The sequence below is a fragment of the uncultured Maribacter sp. genome (assembly GCF_963974015.1).
Taxonomy (GTDB): Bacteria; Bacteroidota; Bacteroidia; order Flavobacteriales; family Flavobacteriaceae; genus Maribacter.
Genome location: NZ_CAXBBZ010000001.1, coordinates 1 through 18,444, shown reverse-complemented (window position 1 = coordinate 18,444; position 18,444 = coordinate 1). Strand labels below are relative to the sequence as shown.

Below are 18,444 nucleotides of genomic sequence, written 5' to 3'. Positions count from 1 at the left end.
TTATGCATTTAAGATTCCGCCATCAATCGTCATTGCTGAACCTGTTATCCATGAGGCATCATCTGAAACCAGAAATAAAGCAAGATTTGCGATATCTTTTGGTTGGCCTAATCGTTTTAACAAGGTTTTGTTCGCTGCGTTTTCAATTGCCTTTTTCGGTTGTTCAAATGCCTTGGCAGAATCCCAAAGAAGCGGGGTGTCAACAGGACCGGGACACATAGCATTTACCCTAATTTCAGGAGCGTATTCAACCGCCATTTGCCGCATTAATGCAAGTGAACCTGCCTTTGAGGCACAATATGCCGGATGATTAGGGAAACTTTTATAGGCAGCGATTGATGCATTAATTAGTATTGAAGCGCCTTCGTTTTTTCGCATTTCTGGGATGCCATATTTTGAAAGGTAGAAAATGGAAGATAGATTGGTATCTAATGTATTTTTCCATAGCTCTTCCGGTAGTTCGGTAACGCTTCCTAAACCTAAAATTCCAGCGTTCAGCGAAAGAATGTCGAGCTTACCAAAATGTTCAATTGCAGCTTTAATCAGTTGTTTGTTATAGGCTACATTTGTAATATCACCAGCAATAAAAACAGCATGTTCACCCAGTTCATTTGATAATTCATTTCCTCGAGTTTCATCTCTACCCGATAAGATAACCTTAGCACCATTGGCTACAAATGTGATGGCAATAGATTTGCCCATGCCACTAGTTGCCCCTGTAATTATTGCTACTTTATTTTCGAGTTTCTTCATTGCCTGGTTATTTTTAGTCTTCAAGTATTTTTTTCAATACCAATTGTGCGGCATAGGTTCTATTATTCGCTTGCTCAATGACCAATGACTGTTTGCTGTCTAATACTTCATCTGCTACTACCACATTTCTACGAACGGGAAGGCAGTGCATGAATTTAGCTTTACCCAATTTTTTTAAGGTCATTTTCCAGTTTGTATCTTGTGATTTTACATTGCCATAATCGGTATAGCTACTCCAGTTTTTGACATATACAAAATCTGCGTTTTCCAAAGCTTTCTCTTGATTGTGTTCAATTTTAGAGTCTTTGGTGATATTCGGGTCTAACTCATATCCTTTCGGATGTGTAATTACGAATTCTGCATTTTGCTTTTGCATCATCTGTATAAATGAATTTGCAACGGCATGCGGTAAAGCCTTTGGGTGTGGAGCCCATGATAATACCACTTTCGGATTGTTTTTAAAATTATGCTCCTCTAGGGTTATGGCATCGGTAAGAGCTTGTAATGGGTGACCTACGGAACTTTCCATGTTTACAATAGGCACACTGGCGTATTTTTTAAATCCGTTCAATACTTCCTCTGCTTCATCCTTCTCTTTATCAACTAAACCAGCAAAAGCACGTATAGCAATAATATCGCAATATTGAGATATTACCTGTGCTGCTTCTTTTATATGCTCAGATGTACCTTGGTCCATAATAGTGCCATCGCCATATTCTAAAGCCCATCCTTCACTACCAAAGTTCATGACAATTACTTCCATACCTAAATTCATTGCTGCTTTTTGGGTACTTAATCGTGTACGGAGTGAGTTGTTGAAAAATAGAAGTCCTATAGTCTTATCACTACCTAGTGTTTTATATTTTCTAGGCTGTTTTTTAAGGGAAATAGCTTCTTTTACCCAAGTGGATAAAGAATCTATGTCATTTATAGAAAGGTAATTCATGTTGCTTTAATTTTTGTAAATGTGCTTTTGTTTTCAATGGCATCCGTAATGAAGTTATCATTTAAACCATTGGTGATCCAGGTTTCAATACCTGCTAGTTGGGCAATAGTTGCAGCATCGATTTTAGATTGCATACCACCAGTACCATGGGTAGATTTCGATTCTCCAATTTCATGCAGTAAATTACTTAAATCAGTAACTACTTCTATGGTTTTTGGTATTGAAGATAATAAAGAAGCCTTCGTGTAAATGCCATCTGTATTTGTAGCAATAATTAATATATCTGCGGATAAAAGAGCAGCTGTTAAACCTGCTAATTTATCGTTGTCACCAAATTTTATTTCATCGGTAGCTACCGTATCATTTTCATTGATTATAGGAATGAAATTATTGGCTACCAAAACATTTATGGTGTTTTTGATATTCACTTTCGATTGTTCCTTTTCAAAGTCGGAATAGGATAAAAGACATTGTGAAGTAAACAAGCCTAACTCACGAAAATTTTCTTGAAAAATACGCATTAGATGTGGTTGACCAATAGAGGCTAGAGCTTGTTTTATATTGATCTCCTCACCATTATGCTCTAGTTTTACAAATTGTCTGGCGGCCGCAATTGCTCCAGAACTAACAATGATAAATTCGTATTCTTCTTTTAAGGCTGCTATTTGTCTACCGATATCTTCAATTTTACCTCGAGAGATTTGGTCGGTATCTTTGGTTAAGGTATTGGAACCTATTTTTAATAATATTCTTTTTTTTAACATTGCTGCCTATTTTCCATTTAGACTTCATCAACAGTTTTGTTGAATAAAGAAATTGTAATTATCTCTTATCTTACCTGTCCATTTCCTTTTACATACCACTTATTGGTCACCAAATGTTGAAGGCCAATTGGGCCACGTTGGTGTAGCTTGTCAGTGCTTATAGCTAATTCGCCACCAAGACCAAATTGACCGCCATCTGTAAAACGAGTTGATGCATTATGGTATACGGCTGCAGTATCTACAGATTGCATAAATGTATCTGCTTCATTTTCGTTTGTGGTAATGATCACTGCCGAATGCCCACCACCATAAGTGTTGATGTGTTGAATAGCCTCTTCAATATCAGGTACTTGACCAATGACGATTTTGTAATCTAAAAACTCTTCGTACCATACCGATTCATTATCCATTTGTGTAGTGCCTTCTAATCCTGCTAATTTGGCATCGGTTAAAATTTCTACATTATACATTTTTAAAGACTGTAGCAAAAGATTTATGAATTCCATTTTACGTGGTAAATCTCTCGAAATAATAACCTTGTCAACAGCATTGCAAGCCGATATTTTAGTGGTCTTGGCATTGATAATAATGTCTAAGGCCATTTGCAAATCGGCTTCATGTGAAACATAAACAAAATTATTTCCTCTACCACTAACGATTACGGGGCACTTTGCATGTTGTTTTACAAATGCAATCAATCGCTCACCACCTCTAGGTACAATTAAGTCCAATTTTTCAGTCGGCTTTTCTAAGAATTCCTGAGTCTCTTCTCTTGAATAATTGAGATAGGTTATCCAATCTTTAGAACAATCACAAATTTCTAATGCTTTATGCCATAGATTAGCGAGAACTAAATTTGAATTCAACGATTCTTTTCCACCTTTCAATAAAATTTTATTTCCAGATTTAAAAGCAATGCCTGCGGCTTCAATAGTCACATCAGGTCTAGATTCATAAATAATCATTATCGTACCAAAAGGGGCGGTTTTATTACATATTTCAAGTCCGTTATCATGAGTAAATTGAAAGCGCTCGACATGTAAAGGGTCGTCAAGTGAGGCTAACTGTTTTAAAGAATAGACCATTTCGCCTACCTTCTTTTTATTTACCTTTAATCGGTCGACCATCGCTATATCTTCAGACTCAAATAAATTTAAATCCTTATCATTGGCAGATAGTAATATCGATTCTTCTTGTCTTACTAAGTCGGCCATGCGTAATAGTACGGCATTTCTTTTTTCTAAACTGAGAGTTTTTTTCATGCTAAAGCAGTTTTAAGAGCCTTAAAGAAAATATCTAAATCTTGTTTTTTAATATTCAAAGCAGGTAAAATTCGTAGCACGGTTTTGTCTTTGGCACCGCCTGTAAATAAATGATGTTCGTATATCAATTTTTTGCGTAGATCGGCTACCTGAAATTCGAACTCAAGTCCAAGCATTAATCCGCGACCTTTTACGCGTTTTACCTGCGGAATTTCCTTCGCCTTTTCGTTGAAATAAAGGCCTAATTCTTGAGCATTCTGTATAAGATTTTCTTTTTCTAACACTTCAAGAACTGCTAAAGTAGCTACACAGGCCAAATGATTGCCACCAAATGTGGTACCTAGCATCCCGAATTTAGCACTAATACTTTCATGAATTAAAACACCACCTACAGGAAATCCATTTCCCATCCCTTTGGCAATACTTATGATATCCGGTTGTATGTTGTGATGTTGAAATCCGAAGAATTTGCCACTTCTGCCAAATCCGCATTGTACTTCATCGGCAATTAAAAAAACTCCATTCTCTTTACAAAGTGATGCAACTTTTTGAAAAAATTCTGTGGTCGGTTCATCTAAACCACCAACACCTTGAATCGATTCTATAATTACAGCACAAACATTCTTTTTAACGATTTCATTTTTAAAACCCTTAATATCGTTAAGTTCCAAAAAGTTTACTTTCTGTTGTTGGTTGATAGGTGCATTTATAGAAGCATTGTCCGTTGCAGCAACTGCGGCAGAAGTACGCCCGTGAAAACCGTTATTAAAGGCAATTACTTTAGTTTTCCCAGTCACGAAAGATGCTATTTTTAAGGCATTTTCATTCGCTTCGGCTCCCGAATTACACATAAAAAGATTGTAATCTTCGCAATTGGATAGTACACCAAGTTTTTCAGCAAGCTCTTCTTGTAATGGGTTTTGAACGGCGTTACTGTAAAAGCCGATTTTGTCTAATTGGTCTTTTAAACGCTGTACGTAATGTGGGTGAGTATGACCAATGGATATTACGGCATGACCACCGTAGAAATCTAAATAATCTTGACCTTTGTCGTCAGTTACAACTATTCCTTTGGCGGAAACCGGGGTAACATTATATAATGGGTAAACGTCGAATAATTTCATAGTTCAAAAAATTCAAGTTCAAAAAGAACTGGTTTGGTAGCTTGTTTTACTTGGTTTTAAATTCGGTAATCTTATCGTAAGAGGCAATAATACCTTGAATTAATGATGAGCTTAAACCTTGATGTTCCATTTCGTTTAATCCTGTTATGGTACAACCCATAGGTGTAGTAACCCGATCTATTTCTTCTTCAGGATGATTACCCGATTCTATAAGTAAACTTGCAGCACCGTTACACGTATGCATAGCCAGTTCCTGAGCCTCTTGGGCATCAAAACCTAACTGAATGGCACCTTGGGTTGTTGCACGGATCAATCGCATCCAAAAAGCTACTCCACTAGCACAAATTACTGTAGCAGCCTGCATTTGGTTTTCAGGAATTTCCAAAGAATGTCCCATCCTGTTAAAAATAGCCTTTGTTAGATCAATGCGTTTTTTACCTTTCTCGTTACTGCAAATACAAGTCATTGACTTACCTACCGAAATAGCTGTATTGGGCATGCTTCTAACAATGTAATTGTCCTTGCCTATAACAGCCTCTATTTTGTCGATACCAAAACCGGTTATGGTAGAAATAATCACATGATTTTCGTTCAATAAATCTTTTACACTTTCTAAGATTCCTGCAAAATGAACAGGTTGTACGGCAAATATTAAAATATCTGAATTCTGAATAGCCAAACGATTATCAGTCGTTACAGTAACCTTGTTGTGTTTTTCAAAATCGAGAATAGATTTTGTATCTCTTTTAGTAAGGTACATAGTGGTAGCACCATTACTGTTTAGAATTCCGTTTGCAATAGAAAGACCTAAGTTGCCCGCACCTATAATGGCTATTTTCATAATTTTATTTGTTTTTGGTAATGAGCTCAGTGTAATAAATACGTTTTAATAACAATTTTGAATTCATCACTTAAAATGTTTTGCTAATATTCAATTTCTAAATCCCATTCTTGGGATAACATTTAAAATACCCCTGCTTTCAAATTGAGGCCTAAATCTTCTTCAAGTCCGAATATTAAATTCATGTTCTGTACTGCCTGACCCGATGCACCCTTTAATAAATTGTCAATAGCTGATGTCATTAATAGAATATCATCGTGTTTGTGTAAATGCACATGACACTGATTCGTATTCACCACTTGCTTTAAGTTAATTGGTTCCTCGGAAATTTGCGTGAAGACAGCATTCTTATAGAAATCTTGATAGATTTTTTCTGCATCAGCTAAACTACCGGCAAATTTAGTATACGAAGTAGCTAAAATTCCACGAGCGAAATTTCCTCTATTCGGCATAAAGAATAAATTTCCGGTATTGTTTTGAAGCGAATGTAAACTCTCGTTGATTTCGCCCAAATGTTGATGGATAAAAGGTTTATACCAGCTTACATTATTGTTTCGCCATGAAAAATGCGAGGTTGCTGACGGACTAATACCTGCGCCAGTACTACCCGTAACGGCATTAATATGAACCTCGTTCTCCAATAAATTTGCCTTCGCTAAAGGAAGCAATGCTAATTGAATAGCAGTTGCAAAACAACCTGGGTTGGCAATATATTGGGCATTTTCAATTTCGGTTTTGTTTAATTCTGGGAGCCCGTATACGAATTGCTTACCATCAAAATCGGCATCTTCATGTAACCTAAAGTCATTACTTAAATCAATGATTTTAGTTTCAGTTGAAAAATCATGTTCTTTTAAAAATGCTGTAGAATTACCGTGGCCCAAACATAGGAATACAACATCTACATTCAGGTTTACATTTCCAGTAAATTCTAAATCTGTAACTCCCAACAAATCAGGGTGTGTTGTGGTTACTTTTTTGCCAGCTTTTGTAGTACTGTATATAAAATCTATTTTCGTAGCCGGATGGTTTAATAGGATTCGAATAAGTTCGCCCCCCGTATAACCTGATCCACCTATAATGCCTGCTTTAATCATTTTTTAAACTTTTTAGGTCTCGACTGTGCTAGACCGGACAGTATAATTAGTTTTCCAATCTTCTAAATATCTCCATTTACATGGTTATAGATTTTGCCTGAATTGGAAAGAATTTTTATAAAGCCTTTAGCATCATCTGCAGACCAGCCTTTATTAACTTCTCCATATTTACCGAAAGCATCGGTCATTAAATCATGTTTAGATGAAATGCCATGCAACCTAAACTGAAAAGGGTACAAGCCAACAAGTACATCACCAGAAACTGTTTTTTGGGTGTCGGTCAAAAAGGTTTCTATATTTCTCATTACCGCATCTAAGTAATTGCCTTCATGCAATAGCATGCCGTAGAAATTACCTTGTTGCTCTTTTTGGTATTGTTGCCATTTGGTAAGCACATGCTTCTCTAGTAAGTGATGTGCTTTTATGATTATTAAGGCAGCAGGAGCCTCAAAACCGACTCTTCCTTTAGTGCCAATAATAGTGTCGCCAACGTGAATATCTCTACCAATGGCATATTTAGAGGCTATGGCTTCAACCTTTTCAATGTTTTTTACCGGAGTATCTTTTTCACGGTTAACCGCAACCAATTCTCCCTTTTCAAAAGTTAAGGTGATATCTGTCGGATTTTTTTCTTGCAACTGGCTTGGGTATGCATTATCGGGCAAAGCTTTATCGGAAGTTAAGGTTTCTTCGCCACCGACCGAAGTTCCCCACAATCCTCTGTTGATTGAATATTTGGCTTTCTCCCAAGGGTAATCAACTCCATTTTCTTTCAAATATGCAATTTCAGCTTCTCTGGCCAATTTATTATCACGAATAGGGGTGATGATCTCAATTTCTGGTGCAATAATTTGAAAAATCATATCGAAACGTACTTGGTCGTTACCAGCGCCAGTACTACCATGTGCAATATATTTGGCACCTACTTTTTTAGCGTAGTTGACAATCTCGATTGCCTGTACAATTCGTTCGGCACTAACAGAAAGAGGGTAGGTGTTGTTCTTAAGTACATTGCCAAAAATTAGATACTTCACTACTTTTTCATAGAACGTCTGTACAGCATCGATTGAGGTATATGATGTTGCCCCTAATTCAAGTGCTTTGTGCTCAATTTCTTTTATTTCTTCAGACGAGAATCCACCCGTATTAACGCTTACCGCGTGTACTTCGAATCCTTTGTCTTTTGATAAATATTTTGCGCAATAAGATGTATCCAATCCGCCGCTGTATGCTAGTACTAATTTCTTCATTTTAATGTGTTCAATTCCGGTAATACCGGGTAATTATATGATTCAATTTGAATAGAAAAAGATGTTGGTTTAGAGGGAATAAACCTTCAATTTATTGTACGTTCCTTTTTCTCTACTCTATTTTCTAATTATTATATATCAGAATTATGATTTACTCTTCTCTTCTTTTTTTCTCAAGAACAAATTTTCCTTGATACTTTTTAATCTTGTAAAGGCTTTGCTATTTACTTCCTTGACTTCTACAGATTTTTTCTTGTTATTAGCGTCATAGAGCATACCGGTGCATAAGCACATTTTTTGCTCTGTTCGAGTAAGAATATCGAAGTTCTTACAGGTTTGGCAGCCTTTCCAGAATTCTGGGTCATCGGTCAGTTCAGAAAAGGTTACAGGTTTGTATCCCAATTCGTAGTTGATTTTCATCACTGCTAGTCCTGTGGTGATGCCAAATATCTTAGCATCGGGAAACTTTTTTCTGCTGAGTTCAAAAATTTTGGCTTTTATACTCTTGGCAAGTCCTTGACCTCTATAATCTGGGTGTACTATAAGTCCCGAATTTGCAACAAATTTCTCATGCCCCCAGACTTCTATATAACAGAAGCCTGCAAATTTATCTCCGTCAAGTGCCAATATGGCATTACCGTTAGATAGTTTTCTCTGTATATATTCAGGAGTTCTTTTTGCAATACCTGTACCACGAACTTTAGCAGATTCTGCTATGGTGTCACAAATATCTTGGGCGTATTTAAAATGTGATTCGTTAGCAACAATTAAGTTCATTGCCAAATAGATTTAAAAGTGTAAAAAAAAATAATTTTGATTTTCTGTGCGGAAATGGACTCACCTAATTCCATAAATATATCTTACCCTTACGGGCGACGACGGCGAGATGTGAACGGACGCGCAAGAGCAACTGGGCTCACGGTACTATATAAAAAGTAGATTTCTTCGTTCATTACAGGGTAAATGTACAAATTATATTTATTTGACAACACCCATGAGAAATTTTTTACAAAAACTTTACTTTTTGTTATTATGTGCGATTATTTCGTAAAATAGAAAGCCATATACTGCACAATATTCAATAGTGAGTAACCACATGTTTTCCTTGAAATCGGCCTGTGAATATGTGTAATAGCTAAGTATAATAGCTGCAGACCATATTATAGCATATCTGTAAGAAGTAAAAATGGCAAGTAGCACAAGAAAAATACAATACCAAGGGTGCAGGGTAGTCGACATAAAATAATAAATTGTCAAAACCCACATCATAGAGGCAAGTACCTGGTTTAAATCTTTTCTTTTAGGAAGAAATGTAAATAACACTACCACTAGTATGATTAATAGCGGCGTAATTTTACCATAGACCTTTATAAATTCCCATGGCTTGGCATCAAATTGTATCGCAGTTTGTTTTACGATATTGTATATGCTGGCGTTGAACTCAAAATTCGAAAACCACAGGCTTATAGTTTTGGTGTAGTTGGCTATGAATTCTGGTGTGTAAAAAGGTAGGAATAGCAATAGGGTTGTTACTCCAATTGCACTATAGAACATCATGCTTTTCTTCCATCCTAAATACCTAAGAAAGAGTGGTAAAAACAACAAGGGTACCAGCTTAATAGAGATAGAACAGGCCATGATAGCGGCAGCCCAAATCCATTTACTTATTGATAAAAGAAACATGGAAAGTATAAAGAAGAATAACATAACACCTTCAAAATGAAGGTTGCCGGTAAGCTCTATTATTACTAACGGATTTAAAAAGTACCAGAAAATTAATTGAGGCGATTTGTTGAGGTTTTTCAACAGCTTTCTTCCAAAATAGAAAATACCTATATCGGCTAAAAGTATCGTTATGCGCATTACAACCAATGAACCGAACATGCTTTTACCACCTATAAGGGCGGCCAAACCGAAGATTAGTTGATTTAAAGGTGGGTAATTACTGTAATGTTTTGCGCTTAAACTACCCATGCCCTCATACAATTCATGAGCATTAGGAATCACATTCGCGATATTTTCAATTATATCATTGGGTATATGCAAATATGGGTTTATAGCATTGGCAACCAAATGCCCATCCCAAATAAACCGATAAAAGTCTTGCGATAGATTCGGCTCCGTACAAATAAAAACCAGTCTAAAAATGATGCCTACTCCCAATAGAAATTTAAGATTCCATTTTTCGAACTGAATAAGTTTAAAGTAGAGTAGAAAAAGTGCAAAAAAGAGTCCCAGTAGTTTGGGGAAATCGGTTCGTTGCAAATGGTAAGCAAAAGTAAAATAGAAAACTATGCTCAATGCCACTAATATGAAAGAAACTTTATGGAGTTTCAAAAATCTGCTAATGGAATTTGACATTGGGGGTTGGTTTATGAACCATACAATTTACTAGTTTTAATCGGAATATTATTTTAGGGCTCCATCATTTTGCCTAAAATCTCTTTCATCATTTTTGCGGCCAAATAAGCCGTCATATCTTGAAAATCGCGGTCAGGATTATATTCTACGATATCTGCACCGACCACTTGCGTATCAATACTTTGAATTAAATTGATTACCTGACGTGATGAAAGTCCGCCTGGTTCATGGTGAGATACACCAGGTGCAAAGGCTGGGTCAAAACCGTCCATATCTAAAGAAATATAAAGCGGATTTTTAAATTTGGGAATATTATTTAGGTCTAAATTGCGCATTTCATGTATATCAACCTTGTATTTTTTTGCTTGTGAAGCTTGATGTGGATTTAAAGTTCTGATACCAACTTGAACTAATTTCACAGCTAAACCATTTTCCATAATACGTGCAAAAGGGCAAGCATGAGAATAGGGATCGCCTTCATAGTCGTGATATAGGTCGGCATGCGCATCTATATGTAATATGTCTAGTTTAGGGTGTTGGTCGTGATATGCTTTTATAATCGGGAAAGTTATGGAATGGTCTCCACCCAGTGTAAGCACTTTTGAACCTGTGTCAAGATGTTTTTTTGTGGTTGCAGCAATGTCAAAATACTCGTTGATTATAAAATCACCTTTATCTGAAATAGCATCGTTTTCAATTGAAATGCCTAATTCGGTACATAAGTTCATTGAATCGCTATAAAGTGCTTTTCTAATTAGGTCTGGCGCTTTTGCCGGTCCTTTTTGAAAAGATGATTTCGCGTCCCAATTTATACCTTGGATAATTATATTTTTCATTTGGGTGATTTATTGTTATAGTCAATAATATATTTTAAACCTTAATTAGAATTAATACATCGTATTCGGATTCTCGGATTTTTCAGGAATCTGCTGAATCGTATCCCAATGTTCGCAAATTTTTCCATTTGTATCAAACCGAAAAAAATCCATGGTGACATACTGGTCAATACCCGGACATGTTTGGTGAGTATGAAGTGCAACAAGATTTTCCTCTGCAATGCAACGAACAAATTCTATAGATTTGTTTGGATATTCTTCTTGCATTCGTTCAAAATAATCGATAAAGCCCTGTGTGCCGGTTGCTACTGTAGGGTTATGCTGAATATATTCTTTGCCGACATATTTTTCAATGGCCAATTTAGGTTGGCCCAAGTATGCGGTTTTATAAAAGGCGATGGCATTCTCTTTGTTTTCTTCTAGATTCATAATTATAAATATATCGGTTTTCTGTACTTTGCCTACTTAAAAATATACATATGATTAAACATACAGTAACGTTTAAACTAAAGTATGCAAAAGGTTCTGAGGAAGAATCAGTTTTTTTGAAAGCAGCTGGAGACCTTCGTTCAATACCCGGAGTTGAAAATTTTGAGTGCCTACGTCAAATTAGTGCAAAGAGCCATTATGAATATGCCCTTTCAATGGATTTCGATTCTTTGCAAACATACAACACCTATAGCGAGCATGCAGAACATACCGCTTTTGTTAGTCGATACTGGGCGGCGTATGTAGAAGATTTTTTAGAATTGGATTATGAATTGATGTAGAAATCGGCTTTTAGACATAATTAGGAGTCATGTGGGTAAAGCCTATTAGAATGACATGTGCGTAAATGTAATTATAGATTTTTATTTAAAACACAATGGAGGTAAATGCAAATGTTTCATTATTGTTAGGTGTCAATTTTATTGTACGTGAATCTCTCAAGTGATTTATTTTTAAATTTTGCCGTTTCTAACTACGGAAAAGCTAAAAATGAGACTTGTAATTCACCTAATTTTTTGTACCCCAAAACATTCATATGAATAGGGTCACGATAATACAAATCCTTATTATATATGTTGTAACCTCCTAAAAGAAACTGGTCAAGAACCGGAATACCATGGAGGGCGCAAATCATTTTTTGCATATCAACATGTTGTACCATACCTTCTGAATAAAATGGGTCATAGGCACCTCTATCATTAAAAGCTTTACTTGATGTAAAGAAGTAGATGGTTGCATTAGGGTTTATCTGATAAATCTTTTTTATACAATAGTTAATGCCCCCTGCCTGCGTAGTTAGTTTTTCAGTGTTATAATTGTCAAATTCTGTATAATCGGTATAGGATCCTACTTCTCTATTGTTCGTGTAATCATTTGTTGAAGCCCAAAGAATATAAATATCAAATACATCGGCTTCATCTACTTGCTGTTGCATAGATTTTCCTTGTAAAGAAGAAAAACCAGCACCGGGAACACCATAGTTTGTAATGGTCAAGCCCAAATGTTTCTCCCATAAATTTTTTGCGCTATCACTTTCTGGAATAACAGAAACAGAGCCGCCAAATATGGCTACAGATTTTCCAAAATTAAAAGATGCTTTTAGTGGTAAGGAATCTAACGCTGTTTGTGAAAAAATAATGCCAGATACTAAAAGAAATAGTAAGGTTAAATAATTGAAATATATTTTCATAGAAGTGTATATTTTAAATGTCAAAATCAAATTATTTGCCAGGAATAACAAATAGGTTAAATGCTTAAATATTGTAGTTTATAATGTGTTTTTGTTAGCTGTCGTAATGCTTTAATCTTGGAGTTATAATTTTCCCAAAAAATCTAATTCAGTTTTCAAAAACCCTTCTTTTGAACTTAATGTTGTATCGCCTATAACCATGATATTACCAGATTGTTTGTTGTAGGTATTCCAAATAGGTAGGTTGCCGCCATTAGGGTTTCCTGTTTTTGCAAAATTGACCCAGTAGGAGGATAGGGCATCTTCTATTGTTTTATCCATGGATTGCCAATCTCGTTTCCATGTATGTAACGTATGAAGCGCATACGGCACTTCGCTAGTGTGAAAAGCCCCATAATTTGGAAAATCGGGTTTGTCGGGTGGAGTATGGCCAAACTGATACAGATAGCTTGGTTGTGTATTGTATTGTGCCAATAGACGTGATGGTATTCCCGCAAAATTCAGCATTCCCAATTTGCTTTTCATTTTTTTGATATCCTCATTTGTATCCGCAGGAAAAATCGTTAAAAAAGATGCTGCTTTATCACGATAATTTGCAATTGCTTCTTTGTTATATTCTTCAACAGTCATTTCATTTACTCCTAAAAAATCTCCATCACCTGTAACCCATCCACTGATTATAGGAATTTGATGTTGTTTGCCATTTTTAAAATAAGCCATTAAATCTTTCGGTACAACGTAGCCTTCTTTGGTAATTCCGACTCTACCTATTTTTGAATCATTACTTATGCTTTGTACTTCTTCTGCAGGTAATTGCCGCAGTTCTTCGATGGAGGTCGCTTCTGTTTTTTCCATAAATCGTATTCCTGTAGCTTCAGCTTCTGTTAATGTTTCGGCCCTACTACTTCCTAATAATCCACCACTTTGTAAAATGGCTTTGTGAAAGATGTTTTTAGCGAGAGGAGAGGCAATTAAGGTGTTTACGCTGAATGCACCCGCAGATTGCCCAGCGATTGTTACATTATTAGGGTCGCCCCCAAATACCTCAATGTTTTTCTGCACCCATTTTAGTGCTGCTATTTGATCCATAAAGCCATAATTGCCCGATGCATTTTGCCCAGATTCTTTACTCAGTTCGGGGTGCGCCATAAAACCAAGTATGCCTACACGGTAATTGATGCTTACGAATACAACACTTTTTTTAGCTAATTCTTCACCATCATAAATATCACAATTGGCAGAGCCGCTGGTAAATCCGCCACCATAAATCCAAACAATAACCGGCTGTTTTTCGTTTTCTGATTTTGCGGTTGTCCAAACGTTGAGGTACAAACAATCTTCTTGTATGGGTTCAGGTTTGGCGATAAATTCTTCTGTCCAACAATAGAATGGCTCAGGTACATTTTGAATGGGGCTAGGTCCAAACTCGATACATGGTAAAATTCCATCCCAATCGGTTGCAGGTTGGGGAGCTTTCCATCTCAAATCACCCACTGGTGGTGCAGCAAAGGGAATTCCTTTGAAGATACGCACCGTTTTATCTGCATTGAAACTACCTTCTATTTTACCCTTATCGGTTACAATTACGGTTTCCTTATGTTGATTACATCCTATAAATAGGCTACCTATTAAGATGAACAAATATTTCATAGTATGGTTTTAAAAGTCCAGATGTTGATACGTTTTGTAAACTTAGATTGAACTTTTTTGTGGTAGTCCTAAGATACTACTTATTGAATGATTTTTAGGTAATGGGAATACATCAAACATCGTATAAAGTCATCAATCCGTAAAAAATGTTTGAAGTAAGAGTGCTGGTTTTCAAGGAATTTTTTTGTGGAAGGAATGGTTTTGAACAAATTACTATATCTTTAAATTTCCTCTAAGATTATTTAGCTTTAGCCTTTGCTAATACAACTAAAAATGACTCAATTCAAATTAAATGATTATGAAAAAAATTATTGCCACTAGTATTGTAACCACCTTTACAATTGCTTTTTTATTGCTTTCTTCTTGTAAAGAAGAACCAAAACCAGAAGTTGACCAAACAGCGGAATTAAACAAATGGTTCGATGAAAAATATGAAGAGCAACTACAAATGAGTCCGTTAGGGCTTACTGCACAGGGCCGCAAAGACCAGTATGATAAAATTGATGATTTAAGTAAGGCCGCAGAGGAGAGAGAATTGGCTTGGTATGAAGAAAGCACGAAAGAGTTAAAAGAAAAATTTGACTATGATAAACTAAATGATGCTGACCAAACTTCTTATGATTTATGGGTGTATCAATATGTAACCATGAAAGAAGGTGCAGCTTTTAAAAATATGGACTATGTGTTCGATCAAATGCGCGGCTTACATGCGCGACTACCAAGTTACCTGATTAATTTTCATAAAGTAGATAGCCTTTCAGATATGAACGCCTATATATCTCGAATTAAGGAAACAGCCAGAGGTATAGACCAATTAGTAGTAAGAGCAAAAGAACAGGCTGCTGTTGGTATTTTGCCTCCAAAATTTGCATTTGAGACCGTTATTACCCAAACTAATGCATTAAAAGATGGTTCACCGGTGCTAAATGACATGAACGGAAAAATCGATGCGCTGGTAACTTCAGAAAAAATAACCGCTGAAGAAGCTGTAGCTCTTAAAGAACAATCAGTGAAAGCAATTGATGACTACTTTAAACCGGCCTATGACAATCTATTATTATGGTTAGAAGAGGAAATAGATAACGCAGAAGCAACACCAACAGGGGTTAGTCGTCATGAGAATGGGAAAGATTTTTATAACTACCGATTAAAGGTCTTTACAACAACAGGACTTACTGCCGATGAGATTCATGAAATCGGATTAAAAGAGGTTACTAGAATTAAAGGCGAGATGATGGCCATTAAGGAAAAAGTTGGTTTTGAAGGTGATTTAAACGAGTTCTTCAAATTTGTAAATACCGATAAGCAGTTTTTCTTTCCAAATACGGATGAAGGAAGACAAGGGTATCTAGATGAGTCAACTAAATATTTAGATGAATTGACGAAGAAGTTACCAGATTATTTTGGGATTTTACCAAAAGCAAAATTACAAGTAAAAAGAGTGGAGGCGTTTCGCGAGCAAGATGGTGCTCCGCAACATTATTCTGCCGGCACACCAGATGGTTCTAGAGCAGGTACGTATTATGTGCATTTATCTGATATGAATGCAATGCCTAAAACGACAATGGAAGGCGTAGCCTACCATGAGGGAAACCCTGGACATCATATGCAGATTTCTATTGCTCAAGAGCTAGAATCGGTACCTAAGTTTAGAACCCAAGCAGGTTTTAGTGTATACAGTGAAGGTTGGGGCTTATACTCAGAAGCTTTAGCAAAGGAAATGGGCGGTTATCAAAACCCGTATTATGATTTTGGCAGATTGGTAAATGAAATTTGGAGAGCCATTCGTTTGGTTGTTGATACAGGCTTACATGCTAAAGGATGGACCGAAGCAGATGGAATAAAGTACTTTACAGATAATTCGTCTATTTCTCAAGGAGCAATTAAGGCAGAAGTGCAACGCTACATGGTTATGCCGGGTCAAGCAACTTCGTATAAAATAGGTATGCTGAAGATTCAAGAATTACGCAAAATGGCCGAAACGGAATTGGGCGATAAATTCGATATTAAAGGATTTCATGACACCGTTCTTGGCGCTGGCGCTTTACCTTTAGAATTACTAGAGCGCAGAGTAAAAACTTGGATAAGTACACAGAAGTAACTTATAGCTTTGACAATAAAGTGCAGTAAGGTATATTTATCTTGCTGCACTTGGTGTTTAATGAAGTCCCTTAAATTCCGATTGTTGTTTTCAAAAATCAAATAGTTTCTTGTGAAGAAGAAAGTAAGTGAGAAGAAAAATATAAAGAAGCCATGGCCAACCAAAGATGCTATGGAACAAGTGTATGCCATGCAACTTTGGGGAGATGATACTTCAAATTTTTATTCGGGTGATGGATCACATCATCCTAAAATTGTAGAACCATATTTAGAAGTGGTCACATCATTTTTAACTTCGTTTGAACAGCCTATGTCGGTCTGCGATTTAGGGTGTGGAGATTTTAATGTTGGCAAAGAGTTAGTAAAATATGCAGAGAAGTATGTTGCGGTAGATATTGTAGAAGAATTAATAGCATATAATAAGAAAAAGTTTAAACAGGATAATTTAGAGTTTCAATGTTTAGATATTGCTGTAGATAATTTGCCTTACGCAAATTGTGTGTTGTTGAGACAAGTACTACAACACTTATCGAATGCAGAAATACGAACTATTGTACATAAGTTAACCGCTTTCGAATATGTAATTCTTACAGAACATTTGCCCGAAGGTGAATTCATACCCAACAATGATATTATTTCAGGACAGGGAATTCGATTGAAAAAACAGAGTGGTGTAAACCTATTAGCTTCACCATTTAACTTTAAGGTGAAAGAACAAAAACATGTTCTTTCTAGTATTCCACCAGGTCAAAAAGGAATTATTGTAACTACAATTTATAAAGTTTTTTAGCTCTATCTATTTTTAGGCTACGTTTTAATTCTTGTTCAAGAAAAACTTGATAAAAAAAGGAAGTCTTGCCAATAATCTTTCAGGAATTCGATGAATTATAATGTGCTCTTGAAATAAATGATTGAATTTTTGTATGATGTTTAGTGGAATTTTGTAATCAATTATGGTAGCTGACAAATGTCATATTATTAATTACATACGTTACCTAGTTTTGATAGTATAATTAAAACAAATTTACATGAGCAAGGTAGAGGTAAACCAAGGAGAAATTAAAGTAAAATTCAATGAACCACGTTCTGGTAAATTATCTTTTACTGAATTGGGAATAAATAATGAAGATATCAACGTAGAAAGCGGATTGCTTCGTTTAGTATTTGATTTTGAAGGAATAGGAGATTATAATTATTTTCAAACACCGACGATTGAATTTTTTTACGAAGAAAATATGGCTGAAACTCATTGGATATGTGAGTTTAATGGTGAAACAGTTTTAGATAAATTGGATAATCATGGTCATTCAACCATTTTATTATTGAACAGAAAAGTTTTGAATAATCTAGAACAGCATCATGAGAATACACTTATTGTACATGCAGAATTCCCACAACCAGCTAACTTAAATCTAAAGGAATCTTGCGTGCATTTTTTTAAATAGGAAGTAAGAACTTAATTTAATAATAACAGAGATTTTTATGATAGTCTGTTATGGAAACAGTTGCAAGTAATATGTAAAGGCGTTTAGAAATATACCGATATAGAAAACTTGTAACTGTTTTTATTCTTCATCTAATGACTCTTTCTTCATATTGCCAATGGCCCAAATGGCAATTACTCCCTAAAATAATATTTGATGATATTTAGTAGTTCCAGAAATAGGATTTTCTCCAAAAACTCCAATTTCTAAAAATTATTACGATATAATAGAAATATTTCTTTTTCATAATGTTCGTTAATATACATGGTTTACAAAAGTTATAGATTAGCCTTTACAC

General features: G+C 35.6%; 18 protein-coding genes. 4 read left to right on the top strand and 14 right to left on the bottom strand.

The genetic code is table 11. The annotated features are described in order from the left end of the window. The 12 genes from AACZ41_RS00090 to AACZ41_RS00035 form a co-directional block, all read right to left on the bottom strand. Positions 1-753 carry an SDR family oxidoreductase gene (locus tag AACZ41_RS00090; protein ID WP_339625225.1) on the bottom strand — a complete coding sequence of 251 codons (753 nt, stop codon included), beginning with the start codon at positions 751-753 and terminating at the stop codon, positions 1-3. 13 nt (positions 754-766) lie between these two features. Next, positions 767-1,699, bottom strand: a complete 933-nt coding sequence (locus AACZ41_RS00085; RefSeq protein ID WP_339625223.1) for an acetylornithine carbamoyltransferase — start codon at positions 1,697-1,699, stop codon at positions 767-769. After that, positions 1,696-2,463: a glutamate 5-kinase gene (proB, locus tag AACZ41_RS00080; protein WP_339625221.1), complete on the bottom strand. Its 768-nt coding sequence runs from the start codon at positions 2,461-2,463 to the stop codon at positions 1,696-1,698. The genes AACZ41_RS00085 and proB overlap by 4 nt, the downstream gene beginning before the upstream one ends. Before the next feature lie 65 nt (positions 2,464-2,528). Beyond that, entirely contained in the window at positions 2,529-3,725 is a 1,197-nt protein-coding gene (locus AACZ41_RS00075) for a glutamate-5-semialdehyde dehydrogenase (protein WP_339625219.1), read from the bottom strand. After that, entirely contained in the window at positions 3,722-4,849 is a 1,128-nt protein-coding gene (locus AACZ41_RS00070) for an aminotransferase class III-fold pyridoxal phosphate-dependent enzyme (RefSeq protein ID WP_339625217.1), read from the bottom strand. Before AACZ41_RS00070 ends, AACZ41_RS00075 begins: the two co-directional genes overlap by 4 nt. A gap of 46 nt (positions 4,850-4,895) precedes the next feature. Beyond that, positions 4,896-5,690 carry a pyrroline-5-carboxylate reductase gene (gene proC, locus AACZ41_RS00065; protein WP_339625215.1) on the bottom strand — a complete coding sequence of 265 codons (795 nt, stop codon included), beginning with the start codon at positions 5,688-5,690 and terminating at the stop codon, positions 4,896-4,898. A 122-nt stretch (positions 5,691-5,812) separates the two neighbouring features. Beyond that, entirely contained in the window at positions 5,813-6,787 is a 975-nt protein-coding gene (argC, locus tag AACZ41_RS00060) for an N-acetyl-gamma-glutamyl-phosphate reductase (RefSeq protein ID WP_339625213.1), read from the bottom strand. A 62-nt stretch (positions 6,788-6,849) separates the two neighbouring features. After that, complete coding sequence (gene argG, locus AACZ41_RS00055; protein WP_339625211.1) at positions 6,850-8,037, bottom strand: argininosuccinate synthase; 1,188 nt, start codon at positions 8,035-8,037, stop codon at positions 6,850-6,852. A 144-nt stretch (positions 8,038-8,181) separates the two neighbouring features. After that, entirely contained in the window at positions 8,182-8,814 is a 633-nt protein-coding gene (locus AACZ41_RS00050) for a GNAT family N-acetyltransferase (RefSeq protein ID WP_339625209.1), read from the bottom strand. 240 nt (positions 8,815-9,054) lie between these two features. Beyond that, positions 9,055-10,398, bottom strand: coding sequence for a mannosyltransferase (locus AACZ41_RS00045; protein ID WP_339625207.1), 1,344 nt, complete (start codon positions 10,396-10,398; stop codon positions 9,055-9,057). Positions 10,399-10,451: 53 nt separating this feature from the next. Next, positions 10,452-11,234 (bottom strand): agmatinase, encoded by a 783-nt coding sequence (gene speB / locus AACZ41_RS00040; protein ID WP_339625205.1) that lies wholly within the window; start codon positions 11,232-11,234, stop codon positions 10,452-10,454. A gap of 51 nt (positions 11,235-11,285) precedes the next feature. Next, positions 11,286-11,663 carry an ester cyclase gene (locus AACZ41_RS00035; protein WP_339625203.1) on the bottom strand — a complete coding sequence of 126 codons (378 nt, stop codon included), beginning with the start codon at positions 11,661-11,663 and terminating at the stop codon, positions 11,286-11,288. Between the two features lie 50 nt (positions 11,664-11,713). Between AACZ41_RS00035 and AACZ41_RS00030 the strand changes: the two genes are divergently transcribed. After that, on the top strand, positions 11,714-12,004 hold the full coding sequence (locus tag AACZ41_RS00030) for a Dabb family protein (protein WP_091620618.1): 291 nt from the start codon (positions 11,714-11,716) through the stop codon (positions 12,002-12,004). 191 nt (positions 12,005-12,195) lie between these two features. On the opposite strand, the gene AACZ41_RS00025 is transcribed toward AACZ41_RS00030, so the two are convergent. Further along, on the bottom strand, positions 12,196-12,912 hold the full coding sequence (locus AACZ41_RS00025) for an SGNH/GDSL hydrolase family protein (RefSeq protein WP_339625196.1): 717 nt from the start codon (positions 12,910-12,912) through the stop codon (positions 12,196-12,198). A 123-nt stretch (positions 12,913-13,035) separates the two neighbouring features. Continuing rightward, on the bottom strand, positions 13,036-14,562 hold the full coding sequence (locus tag AACZ41_RS00020) for a carboxylesterase family protein (protein ID WP_339625194.1): 1,527 nt from the start codon (positions 14,560-14,562) through the stop codon (positions 13,036-13,038). Between the two features lie 298 nt (positions 14,563-14,860). Here AACZ41_RS00020 and AACZ41_RS00015 point away from each other — a divergent pair, with 298 nt between their 5' ends. The 3 genes from AACZ41_RS00015 (at position 14,861) to AACZ41_RS00005 (ending at position 18,107) form a co-directional block, all read left to right on the top strand. Continuing rightward, positions 14,861-16,663, top strand: a complete 1,803-nt coding sequence (locus AACZ41_RS00015) for a DUF885 domain-containing protein (protein WP_339625192.1) — start codon at positions 14,861-14,863, stop codon at positions 16,661-16,663. A gap of 111 nt (positions 16,664-16,774) precedes the next feature. Next, complete coding sequence (locus AACZ41_RS00010; RefSeq protein WP_339625190.1) at positions 16,775-17,452, top strand: class I SAM-dependent methyltransferase; 678 nt, start codon at positions 16,775-16,777, stop codon at positions 17,450-17,452. A 238-nt stretch (positions 17,453-17,690) separates the two neighbouring features. Next, complete coding sequence (locus tag AACZ41_RS00005) at positions 17,691-18,107, top strand: hypothetical protein (RefSeq protein WP_339625188.1); 417 nt, start codon at positions 17,691-17,693, stop codon at positions 18,105-18,107. Positions 18,108-18,444 lie beyond the last annotated feature (337 nt).

What these genes read in the sequence shown, in the direction of transcription:
- AACZ41_RS00090 (WP_339625225.1), bottom strand. Translation starts at nt 753, where the DNA reads ATGAAGAAACTCGAAAATAAAGTAGCAATAATTACAGGGGCAACTAGT.
- AACZ41_RS00085 (WP_339625223.1), bottom strand. Translation starts at nt 1,699, where the DNA reads ATGAATTACCTTTCTATAAATGACATAGATTCTTTATCCACTTGGGTA.
- proB (WP_339625221.1), bottom strand. Translation starts at nt 2,463, where the DNA reads ATGTTAAAAAAAAGAATATTATTAAAAATAGGTTCCAATACCTTAACC.
- AACZ41_RS00075 (WP_339625219.1), bottom strand. Translation starts at nt 3,725, where the DNA reads ATGAAAAAAACTCTCAGTTTAGAAAAAAGAAATGCCGTACTATTACGC.
- AACZ41_RS00070 (WP_339625217.1), bottom strand. Translation starts at nt 4,849, where the DNA reads ATGAAATTATTCGACGTTTACCCATTATATAATGTTACCCCGGTTTCC.
- proC (WP_339625215.1), bottom strand. Translation starts at nt 5,690, where the DNA reads ATGAAAATAGCCATTATAGGTGCGGGCAACTTAGGTCTTTCTATTGCA.
- argC (WP_339625213.1), bottom strand. Translation starts at nt 6,787, where the DNA reads ATGATTAAAGCAGGCATTATAGGTGGATCAGGTTATACGGGGGGCGAA.
- argG (WP_339625211.1), bottom strand. Translation starts at nt 8,037, where the DNA reads ATGAAGAAATTAGTACTAGCATACAGCGGCGGATTGGATACATCTTAT.
- AACZ41_RS00050 (WP_339625209.1), bottom strand. Translation starts at nt 8,814, where the DNA reads ATGAACTTAATTGTTGCTAACGAATCACATTTTAAATACGCCCAAGAT.
- AACZ41_RS00045 (WP_339625207.1), bottom strand. Translation starts at nt 10,398, where the DNA reads ATGTCAAATTCCATTAGCAGATTTTTGAAACTCCATAAAGTTTCTTTC.
- speB (WP_339625205.1), bottom strand. Translation starts at nt 11,234, where the DNA reads ATGAAAAATATAATTATCCAAGGTATAAATTGGGACGCGAAATCATCT.
- AACZ41_RS00035 (WP_339625203.1), bottom strand. Translation starts at nt 11,663, where the DNA reads ATGAATCTAGAAGAAAACAAAGAGAATGCCATCGCCTTTTATAAAACC.
- AACZ41_RS00030 (WP_091620618.1), top strand. Translation starts at nt 11,714, where the DNA reads ATGATTAAACATACAGTAACGTTTAAACTAAAGTATGCAAAAGGTTCT.
- AACZ41_RS00025 (WP_339625196.1), bottom strand. Translation starts at nt 12,912, where the DNA reads ATGAAAATATATTTCAATTATTTAACCTTACTATTTCTTTTAGTATCT.
- AACZ41_RS00020 (WP_339625194.1), bottom strand. Translation starts at nt 14,562, where the DNA reads ATGAAATATTTGTTCATCTTAATAGGTAGCCTATTTATAGGATGTAAT.
- AACZ41_RS00015 (WP_339625192.1), top strand. Translation starts at nt 14,861, where the DNA reads ATGAAAAAAATTATTGCCACTAGTATTGTAACCACCTTTACAATTGCT.
- AACZ41_RS00005 (WP_339625188.1), top strand. Translation starts at nt 17,691, where the DNA reads ATGAGCAAGGTAGAGGTAAACCAAGGAGAAATTAAAGTAAAATTCAAT.